8 protein-coding genes and 3 tRNA genes are annotated in these 11,276 nt (G+C 39.7%); 3 read left to right on the top strand and 8 right to left on the bottom strand.

Annotated elements, in window-relative coordinates; genetic code table 11:
* The first annotated feature begins 27 nt into the window (after positions 1-27).
* Together SYJ56_RS16395 and SYJ56_RS16390 are read left to right on the top strand one after the other, a co-directional pair.
* Positions 28-1,674, top strand: coding sequence for a S41 family peptidase (locus SYJ56_RS16395; RefSeq protein WP_323835942.1), 1,647 nt, complete (start codon positions 28-30; stop codon positions 1,672-1,674).
* A gap of 130 nt (positions 1,675-1,804) precedes the next feature.
* Positions 1,805-2,236: a VOC family protein gene (locus SYJ56_RS16390; RefSeq protein WP_323835940.1), complete on the top strand. Its 432-nt coding sequence runs from the start codon at positions 1,805-1,807 to the stop codon at positions 2,234-2,236.
* A 431-nt stretch (positions 2,237-2,667) separates the two neighbouring features.
* On the opposite strand, the gene SYJ56_RS16385 is transcribed toward SYJ56_RS16390, so the two are convergent.
* Entirely contained in the window at positions 2,668-4,626 is a 1,959-nt protein-coding gene (locus SYJ56_RS16385; protein ID WP_323835938.1) for a M1 family metallopeptidase, read from the bottom strand.
* A gap of 165 nt (positions 4,627-4,791) precedes the next feature.
* Between SYJ56_RS16385 and SYJ56_RS16380 the strand changes: the two genes are divergently transcribed.
* On the top strand, positions 4,792-6,618 hold the full coding sequence (locus SYJ56_RS16380) for a TonB-dependent receptor plug domain-containing protein (RefSeq protein ID WP_323835936.1): 1,827 nt from the start codon (positions 4,792-4,794) through the stop codon (positions 6,616-6,618).
* Positions 6,619-6,711: 93 nt separating this feature from the next.
* Here SYJ56_RS16380 and SYJ56_RS16375 read toward each other — a convergent pair.
* The 7 genes from SYJ56_RS16375 to SYJ56_RS16345 all read right to left on the bottom strand — a co-directional run bounded on the left by SYJ56_RS16375 (position 6,712) and on the right by SYJ56_RS16345 (position 11,187).
* Positions 6,712-6,776 (bottom strand) — tRNA-Phe (locus tag SYJ56_RS16375).
* A 51-nt stretch (positions 6,777-6,827) separates the two neighbouring features.
* Positions 6,828-7,082 carry a GIY-YIG nuclease family protein gene (locus tag SYJ56_RS16370; RefSeq protein ID WP_323835934.1) on the bottom strand — a complete coding sequence of 85 codons (255 nt, stop codon included), beginning with the start codon at positions 7,080-7,082 and terminating at the stop codon, positions 6,828-6,830.
* A gap of 36 nt (positions 7,083-7,118) precedes the next feature.
* Positions 7,119-7,193 (bottom strand) — tRNA-Val (locus tag SYJ56_RS16365).
* Positions 7,194-7,239: 46 nt separating this feature from the next.
* A tRNA-Val gene (locus SYJ56_RS16360) sits at positions 7,240-7,314 on the bottom strand.
* Between the two features lie 134 nt (positions 7,315-7,448).
* Positions 7,449-8,993, bottom strand: a complete 1,545-nt coding sequence (gene amaB / locus SYJ56_RS16355) for an L-piperidine-6-carboxylate dehydrogenase (protein WP_323835932.1) — start codon at positions 8,991-8,993, stop codon at positions 7,449-7,451.
* A gap of 65 nt (positions 8,994-9,058) precedes the next feature.
* Positions 9,059-10,045 (bottom strand): DUF4421 domain-containing protein, encoded by a 987-nt coding sequence (locus SYJ56_RS16350; protein WP_323835930.1) that lies wholly within the window; start codon positions 10,043-10,045, stop codon positions 9,059-9,061.
* A 434-nt stretch (positions 10,046-10,479) separates the two neighbouring features.
* Positions 10,480-11,187 (bottom strand): hypothetical protein, encoded by a 708-nt coding sequence (locus tag SYJ56_RS16345; RefSeq protein WP_323835928.1) that lies wholly within the window; start codon positions 11,185-11,187, stop codon positions 10,480-10,482.
* Positions 11,188-11,276 lie beyond the last annotated feature (89 nt).

Below are 11,276 nucleotides of genomic sequence, written 5' to 3'. Positions count from 1 at the left end.
AAATATAACCAACTGAAAGAGAAAGACGTGAGCGAGACAAAAAACACTAAATCCCAAATCAGACTGCCCATAATATTGGCACTAGCCATATCGGCGGGTATCTGGATAGGGGCAACTTTTGCTGAGCCAAAAGGAAACCAAAATGATCTGAGAGCTGCACTGTATAAGTTACAGGAAATAATGACCTATGTCAACCGAGACTATGTGGACAGTGTCAACACCAACGATCTGGTAGAATACGGCATCAATAAAATGCTTGAACATTTAGACCCCCATTCTAGCTATATCCCCGCTAAGGATGCCTCTCTGGTACAATCCCAATTGGATGGGGAATTTGACGGCATAGGAGTAGAATTCGGAATCATACGTGATACCATCTATGTGGTAGCCCCATTAACAGGCGGGCCTTCTGAAGCACTGGGAATCCAGTCTGGTGATCAGATCATACGAGTAGATGGAGAAAATATGGCAGGCGTTGGGGTAACCAACCGGGATGTCTTCGAAAAACTGCGGGGTCCAAAAGGCTCTGAAGTAATAGTGGACATGAAGCGTAAAAACCAAAAAGATCTCATTGAATACAAAATAACCCGTGATAAAATCCCTCAGTACAGTATCAATGCATCTTACATGGTAGATGATGAAATCGGCTACATCAAAGTAACCCGATTTGCAGCTACCACTTATGATGAGTTTAAAGCGTCCATTACTGATTTGAAAAGTAAAGGGATGAAAAAACTGGTAATTGATCTTCAGGGAAATCCAGGCGGATACATGGGTGCGGCTATCAATATGGCAGATGAACTGCTTGGTGAAAAAGCTCTAATCGTATCTCAAGAAGGTAAAGTGGAGCAGTACAATCAAAAAGCGTACGCTTTCAAACCAGGTATATTTGAGGAAGGTTCTGTAATCGTCTTGGTAAATGAAGGTTCTGCATCGGCTTCCGAGATTCTAGCCGGAGCTATTCAAGATAATGACAGAGGATTGATCGTAGGTAGAAGATCCTTCGGAAAAGGCTTGGTTCAAATGCCAATTGACCTTTCTGATGGAGCTGAGTTGCGATTGACCATCGCGAGATATTACACGCCTTCTGGAAGATCTATCCAAAAACCTTATGGTGCAAACTACGAAGCTTACGAAAGGGACTGGATCGAGCGATACGAGCATGGAGAGTTTTTCTCTGCAGATAGCATCACATTCAACGATAGCTTGAAATATGAAACTATAAAAGGCAGAACAGTGTATGGCGGCGGAGGTATTATGCCGGATTACTTTGTTCCTTTGGACACTACCATGTCTTCGCCTTATGTGAGTAAGCTTTTCAATTCTGATTCGTCCAGAGAATTTATCCTTGACTTTGTGAATGAAAATAAATCCAAATTCGAAGATATGACTTTGGAGCAATACTACACGGACTACACTGTGAGTGATGCTATGCTTAATAATTTAGTAGAATACGGTACTAAGAACAAGGTAAAATTTGATGCAGACGACTTCAACAAGTCTAAAGAATACCTTAAAACTCTGGTAAAAGCACATTTGGGTAGACAGATTTATGATGACAGCGCTTTCTATAAGGTGGTCAATGACATCAATGAAGTTTATCTTCAAGCCATCAAATTGTTTGATGAAGCAGAGAGGATAGCATTGGCTACAGACCTCCAAGAGGAAGAATAATGAGATAAATTCTTTAATTTATAACAAGAAAGCACTCGCCGCGGCGAGTGCTTTCTTGTTTATTATCTAAATTTATTTTCAATCCACCTTCAAAAATGCTAACATTAAGCTATCTAAAATCCATAAGCCCATGAAAGCCTTATTCACCTTTTTATTGTTAGGAATCACTATGAGCACTTTTGCCCAAATCAAAGTAAACCACATTGCGGTACATGTAAGCAACTTGAATTCCAGCAAGGAATTTTATCAGAAAATAGTAGGTTTGAAAGAGATTGAAGAACCTTTCAAAGATGGTGTGCATGCATGGTATGATATCGGAGGAGGTGCTGCACTTCATATCATTGAGGCACCTAACATTCCTACTCAAATCTCAAAGGTGAATCATCTTTGCTTCAGCATGGAAGACATGAATGCCTTTATTAAGACATTAGAAAACACTAATTATCCATTTGAAAGCTGGCCTGGAGAAAAAGGAAAAGTAACTGTCCGAGTGGATGGAATTCGCCAAATTTACATTCAGGATCCGGATGGTCTTTGGCTAGAAATCAATGATGATTATTGATTCTAAAAACCAAGTTATTTAAAGGTGAATTTTCACGCTTAACGACGAGAGTCCACTTTTTTTCTGCCAACTCTATCTGGGGTTTCATCTAGGGCACTGCTAGCGCGAGTCTCATGACTTGTGCTCTAATCACTGCAGTCTCCTAACTGCCACATCACATATTCAAGTTTATTTTTGGAGATGGACTATATCAAACAAACAATCAACACCCTTGGATGTAACCCTGAGTTATAGAGATTAATCACTTCCACCATTTTATGATGAGTATTTGTACATTCTAAACAATCGTTTCTATTTGGGGATTAATAATCGTGAAGTTTTCCACGGTGACTTTTAAAAAATTAATTGTGCCATCCTTGTCAAAACTTCGGGACTCTGACTCGAAAAAAATTTTATATAAAAACCCAGACTTACATCCGGGCTTTTTATTCTTATTTTTCGTAAACATTTTGTGGCCAGCTGTCATTTCCAAGATTCACATCCGGAAGGAGCTTATCAGGATCGATTACTACTGATTTCACAGTTTTATCTGTTTTCAACAAGTAGTTCCACGTGTCACCTCGCTGCCAGATTTCTACCGGAAGCATCTTAAGCTCACTTGTCCCATCTTCAAAAGTCACTTCCAATTGCACAGGCATTGGCATATCACCTTTACTGGCAAGTACAATCACGTAATTTCCAGCATAAGGAATTACAGCATTTACACCCAAGTCAATATTACCGGTTCCATAGAACCATCCCTGCCAGAACCAAGAAAGATTCTCTCCAGCTACATTTTCCATATGATTGAAGAAATCTGTTGGCTGAGGATGCTTGTAGGCCCAAGTCTTGATATAAGACTTGAATGCATTGTCAAAACGTTCATGGCCCAAGATATATTCACGAAGCATCAATAAACCCATTGCAGGCTTATTGTACGCTAACATTCCCAAATTACTAACATTAACTACATCTGGATATGTATCAATACCTTCTCTAGTCTCGCTAGTAAAGAAGTTTAAATATCTACGGGTTTCATTCAAGGTGGATGGGTATTCTCCATCATTGAATGCCTTCGTACTATAATGGTTTATAAAAGTATTGAATCCTTCATCCATCCATGCATATCGACGCTCATTGGTACCTACGATCATTGGGAACCAGTTGTGACCAAATTCGTGGTCAGTCACTCCCCAAAGTCCTTCACCCTTGGAATTGTAGCTGCAGAAGTTCAACCCTGGATATTCCATTCCCCCTATGTCTGCCGCTACGTTAGTCGCAGTCGCATATGGAAATTCAAACCATTTTTCAGAATAATGCTCGATGGAAGCTTTGCTATATTCTGTTGATCTTGCCCAAGCTTCCTGACCATCCGATTCTTTAGGATAAACAGACTGTGCCAAAATTCTCTTTCCACTAGGCAAGTCAATTTTCGCAGCATCCCAGATAAATGCTTTTGATGAAGCAAAAGCCACATCTCGGCTATTTTCGATGGCAAAGTGCCAAGTGACAGTTCCATCCTGCTTAGGTCTGGTCAATTCAGTGTTTGCTATCTCGTCAGCAGTGATCAGCATTGTCGTAGTATCGCTGTCTTTTGCTTTTGAGTAGCGATTCTGAAGCTCTTTACTCATCACTTCTTTTGGATTCAATAGCTCGCCAGAACCTACCACGATGTGATCATAAGGCACAGTAACTTTGTAATCGAAATCACCATACTCTAGATAGAACTCTCCAGCGCCCAAGTAAGGCTCTATATTCCATCCTTCCACGTCGTCAAATACCGCTACTTTAGGGTACCATTGTGCAAATGCGTAAATCCAGCCATCTTCCACTTCAAGTCTCCCCATTCTGTCCATTCCTTTTACCGGAACTTTGAAAGAGAAATCCATGGAAACAGTCGCTGTTCCACCTTTGGCAGGAATAGGCTCGTTAAACCAAACTTGCATTCTGGTATCAGAAACAATGTGCTTGGTAGAAACAGACCCTTTAGAACCCACTTTTGCCTGCAAATTAGTGACATCATAGCCCCCATCTATATCACCATTGTATCTGTTTCCTTGAATTGGTGTAGTCAGAGTACCACGAGAATCTTCCGTAAACCTATTTTGCTCCATCTGCATCCAGATGAAATCCAGCGTCTCAGGGCTGTTATTGGTATAAGTAAGGGTGATCTTACCTGAAAGCGTGTGTGTCGAATCATCCAACGTAACTGCGATCTGATAATCGGCTTTATTTTGCCAGTAACCCACATTCGGTTTGCCCGAAGCAGACCGAGTATAGGTCCCCTTTCGGTTGATAAATTCACCAAATTCTTTCTGGTTGTTTTCCTTTACTTCTTGAGCAAAAGAACTGCTGATTCCTCCGAGCATAGCCCCGGTAACAAGCAGACCAACTATAATTTTCCTGCGCATACTATTTTTTTGATTTAGTTTCAAAAGTAAGAATTGCTCCTTTAAGCACCTGTATGTTTTACATGAGATTCTTCCCTTTAACGAATTTTTAGAAATTTAGCATTATTGGAAAAGGCATATTTTAAGGCCAATTTTGAGCTACTATTTACAAATTTTACCCAACCCATGAAAAAATCAGTACTCTTTGTGACTTGCTTGGCATTAAACTTTACAGTATATGCTCAAACAGATACCACCACTCAGGACTTAAGTGAAGTAATGATCCAGGAAAACAGAATTCAACTTCCTTTTTCTAAGCAAAGCAGAAATATATCTCTGATAAGTAAGCTTCAGATAGAAACTGCACCAGCGCGAAGTCTTGCAGAAGTGCTTTCTTTTGTGCCTGGTCTGGATATACGCCAGCGGGGAGTAACTGGTGTCCAGGCAGATGTAAGTATCCGTGGTGGATCTTTTGAGCAGACACTTATGCTTCTCAATGGAATTAAACTCAGCGACCCGCAAACTGGTCATCACATGATGAATATTCCGTTGCCATTGGTCAATATAGACAGAGTGGAAGTGCTAAAAGGGCCAGCTTCACGGGTTTTCGGCCAAAACGCCTACGCTGGTGCGATCAATGTAATAACTGAGCTCAGCGATAAAAGATATGCCAGAGTCCAAGGCTATGCCGGGGACTTTGGGATGAAAGGAATCAATTTTGCCGGTTCTCTGCCTTTGGGGAATTACAAGCAAAACTTGGCCGTCTCCTACGATGACTCGAATGGTCATTGGTACAATTCAGATTACCAAGTGAGCAACATCTTCTACGAAGGAGGTCTGGATATCAATGAAAAAAATGGACTGAAGGGAATGATAGCCTATACCGACCGCAGCTTCGGTGCGAATGGATTCTACTCCAGTTCGTTTCCAGATCAGTGGGAAAGTGTGCAGACTACTCTTGCTTCCTTGAGCCATACCTTAACTCTCGAAAATTTCTATCTCAACACGAGAGGGTATTTCCGGAGAAATCAAGATGAATATGTACTCAGGAGAAATGAGCCGGAATTCTATAAAAACAATCACACAACAGATGTATTTGCATTAGAGGCAAATGGAAATTTTGAAACCAAAATTGGTAAAACTGGCTTTGGTGTAGAAACTAGAAAGGAAGCCATCGAAAGCACAAATCTTGGAAATCATGACCGTGTGCTTACGGGAATCTTTTTGGAGCAAATGGTCAATTTTGGGACCAGGGTAGATCTGCGTGCTGGAGTATATTCCAATTACTATTCAGAATACGGTTGGAAGCATTTCCCTGGAGCAGAACTTGGTTTTCAGGCAACATCAGACCTTAGACTTTATTCAGGCTATGGAATAAGCTACAGAATCCCGACTTACAATGACCTGTACTATCAAGGTCCTACCAATATTGGCAATGACAAACTCCTCCCAGAGCAGGCGCAGAATTTCGAGATCGGTGCCAAATGGTCTAAATCGGGGATTTTTGCAGAACTGGTATATTTCAACAGAAGCACAGACAACCTAATCGAATGGACAAGAACTGATGAGGACACGCCTTGGCAGCCACAGAATTTCAGTGAGGTGAAATTCAATGGAATAGAAGCTTCATTAAATTACCGGGTAAGTCCGAATGGTAGAACAATACAGATCAAGGAGCTAATGCTTTCTTATAATTACATCCATGCAAACCTGATCAATCAACCGGGAATAGAAACTCGCTACGCCTTTAGTGCGCTTAAAAATCAACTGATAGGAGGCGTAATGTTGGGAATAGGGAAAAAACTGGAATGGAACACTAAAATGAGGTGTATGGAGCGTATGAATCAAGATCCTTACTTCCTGCTGGATATTAGGGCTGATTACAATAGAAACGGGAAAATCAGATTCTTTGCAGAGGCATCCAATATTACGAATACGGATTATATAGAATCCGGCACCGTTCAAATGCCAGGACGTTGGTTTCGAGCTGGATTTCTGTTGAATTTGGAGTAAACAAGAATATGTCCACATAAAAAGAGACTGTCTTAATCATGAAGCAGTCTCTTTTTTTGAGCAAAAAAAATCCCGAATCTTCGGGATTGAATGTGGGAGTTGAGGGATTCGAACCCCCGACCCTTCCGATTTTATCGGAATGCTCTGAGCCAAATCTCAATTAAGGCAATAGTATTAAAAAACAAGGTTGCTTAAGTAGAAGTAACTCTTCAGCTTCTACTTTGGATTAACTCAATGATTTTCTTCTTGCTTTTCCATGACTTGACAATTATTTCCCTACGATAGGCTGCCTTTTTGTCAATATGTTCTTCGTAGTAAACTATTTTCCAGTCCTTTGATTTAGCAGTAAATCCACGGTGATTGGAAAGGTGTTTTCTTAACCGTTCCTCAAGTATCTCGCAGGTATGTCCTAGGTAGAAGTTGTCCAGTTGGGTAGAGTGCAATATGTAAAAATAGCAGGCCATGAAGCAAAAAAAATCCCGAATCTTCGGGATTGAATGTGGGAGTTGAGGGATTCGAACCCCCGACCCTCTGCTTGTAAGGCAGATGCTCTGAACCAACTGAGCTAAACTCCCAAAATGAGAATGCATGTTTTCCTCGTTTGGAAAATAATTTGCTACGTGGGAGTTGAGGGATTCGAACCCCCGACCCTCTGCTTGTAAGGCAGATGCTCTGAACCAACTGAGCTAAACTCCCATTGTGTCCCAAATGGAATGCAAAGGTAATTTCTATTTCCTTTTTACCAAATACAATTCAACACATAAAACCTAATACATTGAAAATGAGAACAAATATTTATAAAAATATTTTAAAGCGGAATTCCTAGGTAATTAAATATCAAACTTAATCCCCTGCGCAAGCGGCAGCTCTGCTGAGTAGTTAATAGTATTTGTCTGACGGCGCATATAGGCTTTCCAGGCATCCGACCCGGACTCTCTGCCTCCTCCTGTTTCTTTTTCCCCTCCGAAAGCACCGCCTATTTCTGCTCCTGAAGTCCCAATATTCACGTTTGCAATCCCGCAGTCAGATCCAGCCACCGATAAAAACGCTTCAGCTTCTCTCATATTCGTAGTCATAATAGCAGATGATAGTCCCTGCGGCACCCCATTTTGAATCGCTATTGCTTCAGACAGCGTATCGTATTTGATCAAATATAAAATCGGAGCAAAGGTCTCATGTTGAACAATCTCAAAATGATTTTCAGCTTCATAAATCGCCGGTTTTACATAGCAGCCAGATTCAAATCCAACTCCTTCGAGAACACCTCCTTCTACTACAACTTTTCCTCCTTCTTCTATTACTTTTTTTGTGGCTGCCAAATACATGCTTACAGCATCTTTATCGATTACTGGCCCAACATGGTTTTTCTCATCCAAAGGATTTCCTATCACCAATTTTGAATAAGCATTTGCCAATCGGTTTTTCACTTCTTCATACACACTTGAATGAATAATCAACCTTCGTGTGGAAGTACACCTTTGCCCAGCGGTGCCCACTGCTCCAAATAAGGCTCCTCTAATCGCCATGTCTATATCTGCTTCAGGAGTAATAATGATGGCATTGTTGCCCCCCAACTCCAATAAGGATCTGCCCAATCTTCGACCAACGGCCTCGCCTACACGTTTCCCCATTCGAGTAGACCCTGTTGCAGAAACTAATGGCACACGGGCATCCTGAGACATCATCTCTCCCACTTTATAATCTCCAATGATAAGTGAACAAATCCCTTCAGGCATTCCATGTTTTTGGAACACTTTTGCTGCGATCTTCTGGCAAGCAATACCTGATAGAGGAGCTTTTTCGGAAGGCTTCCAAAGACAAACATCTCCACAAACCCAGGCCAAAGCAGCATTCCAAGACCAAACAGCAACAGGGAAATTAAAAGCTGATATAATACCAACTATTCCTAGTGGATGCCACTGCTCATACATTCTATGACCTGGACGCTCAGAATGCATAGTAAGTCCGTATAATTGGCGAGAAAGACCAACTGCGAAATCGCAGATATCGATCATTTCCTGCACTTCTCCTAAACCTTCCTGATATGATTTTCCCATTTCATAGGAAACAAGCTTCCCTAAGTCAGCTTTTATTTCCCTTAAAGCATTCCCTATTTCCCTTACGATTTCTCCCCTTTGAGGAGCAGGAACGACTCTCCAAGTTTCAAATGTTTTTTGAGCTTGAGCAATAATTGAATCGTAATTTTGTTGATTTGCAACTTGTACATCGGCAATTACCTTTCCATCAGCTGGTGAAAAAGATGAGATATAAGATTCTCCCGAATCCTGCCATTCTACTCCAGAAGATACGCCAAGGTTTTTTGCTTCAATTCCCAATTTTCGAAGGGACTCTTGGATTCCAAATTGATCAGTCATTACTATTAAGGTGGATTTTAATTTTTGTGAAATTCAATTCTAAATGGAGATTTATGCCTCCTGATTCAATACGGATCTATGTTCTTATTAATGATACGCATTGGATTGATTCTATAAAACCATTCTGAAAACTTCCTGCTTATTTCGAATTTATAGATAATATTGAATCGATAGTTGCCTGTATTAACAGCTTGGTCAAAAGGATTATTAGATATAAGATTTAAATTTTTATACACGTAATTCACATTGGCAGAAAATATCTTATTGTTAAATCCAAAAAAGCCCCTCAGCAGGTAGGTAGGCACTCCTCCCCATTTCTTGAATGTATCATTTCCTCTATTCCACTCTGAATAGCCAATGCTATAATTAACAGAAGCTACTCCTGTCAAGAAAAAGCCCTTCCCAAAAACAAGTGTGCCTGCTAAACCTGCATTTGGTCCAAACTGCAAATAACTGGAATCATCAAAATTTAAGTCCGAAACAAACTCAGCGGTAGGAAGCAAAAGAGAATCTACTTTCACACCGCCCAGATAACCTTCAAACCCCACAAAAGGTGAAAAGGCAGATTTCTTCTGTACTCCAACCTGATTAAACGCCGCTGAGAGAGATAGCTTTTCCCCTCCAAACAAGTAATTGACATTTAGCCCAACTGAATTCATTTTCATATCTTCCCGAAGATATTTTTCATCTGAATTCTCCAAGTATTTCGCATCCAGAGTGTAACCTCTATAAAACTGCCCATAAAAATCAAAAATCCATTTTTGGGGATATGCATGTACTTGAAGATCCAGATAAAATGGCCAATCTTTTTGGCGGTCAGGATTCATAAACCCGAAAGGAACCGCAACATTAAGAGTGAAAGTCTGGTAAGTAACGCCCAATCCTAAGTTTAGGCCTGAGTTAGCTTCAAATAAGTATTCCCTGTTTTCGCCAGGCACGCGAATCAACAAATCCGTGTACTTATGTGATAAATACAGTCTCGCTGCAAAGAGATGGTCTGTCGTCTCAATGTATGCAGTGTCTAAATTGGGACTTTTATCTTGAGCTAGCACATTTGAGCAGACCAAACAAAAAACAAAAAACAAAAATCTTATTCTCTTTTCAAGAACCATAAGCTGGAAACCATAAAACATTGGCGCCGAAAGTTCATTAAAAATTGATCAAAAAAAAATCCGGATCGAAATCCGGATTTTCTCTGAAACAGGTTGAGTTAGAAAAATGGATTATTATAAGAATCCATTGTTTGAAAAAGTCAAGTATTGTTGAAAAGTTGTTTAATCACCGTAATAAAGTTATAAATTCACTTCTATTAAACAAATTATTGTTTGGATATTTTACCTTTTTTACTCATGGTTTTTTTATTATGTCAAAATATACATCAACAGGATTTATTCAATCTTTACCATTAGCATGATTTTAAATAAATATCACTTACGTATTCTGTAACTAAATCATTTTTTTCATGTAAAATGTAGTTATTCAAAATCTATACTTTAGTAAACTTGGAAATAATTTTAGATAACCAACTCTCTTGGTTATTCTTAAACTTTAATGAAATTCTATGACCGCGATTCATCTTTACATAATGAAATGTGATTGATCGCGGAATTGAGGAGATTTCTACTCCGGTAAGATGCAAAGCTATGGGTAATGTCAGCTGGTCACGGTGTGAATATTCTTCCAGTAATTCCGACCATTTTAGCTCCAACCTTTCTACATCTTTAGATTTGTCCCTGATCAGCACTCCTGTTTCGTAAAGCCCCAAATCATCCTTGAATCCGACGTGTTTAGCAAACTCCAATGTAGCAAGTACATTCTGCTCTAGATCCTTCCTTTTTCTAACAATCTCCATTCCTTCTGCTAATAACGTTGATCGTTTAGGATGACAGGTAGTCAAAAATCCACCTGAATAGTGCTTCTTCAATAAATCATTTGGATTCCTGATCAACTCCATATTCCCATCAATATAAATAGTCAAATCATAATCAGGGGTGTATTTGCAACTATTGATCTTGATTTGCCTTTGTTGCTTGATTGGATTATCAGATTTGGGTATCAGTTTTATTTTCCAGCCCTCTACTTCCAGATTCTCCTGATCTGTAAATAACCAAAAATCAAAGCCAGAATATTTTGGAGCAGGTTTTACATGATCATAATTATTGGTAACTATAGAATATATTAGGGTTTTGGGCATAACTGGTTTAGATCGTCAAAAATTAACAATAGTTATCGTTAATTTTTCATGAAGTTGAAGACAGGGAATTTTCAGGTAAAATATTAACT

The organism is Algoriphagus aurantiacus, from assembly GCF_035156405.1.
Taxonomy (GTDB): domain Bacteria; phylum Bacteroidota; class Bacteroidia; order Cytophagales; family Cyclobacteriaceae; genus Algoriphagus; species Algoriphagus aurantiacus.
Note: the sequence above shows the minus strand (reverse complement) of the source record. Positions and strands in the feature narration are given on the sequence as shown.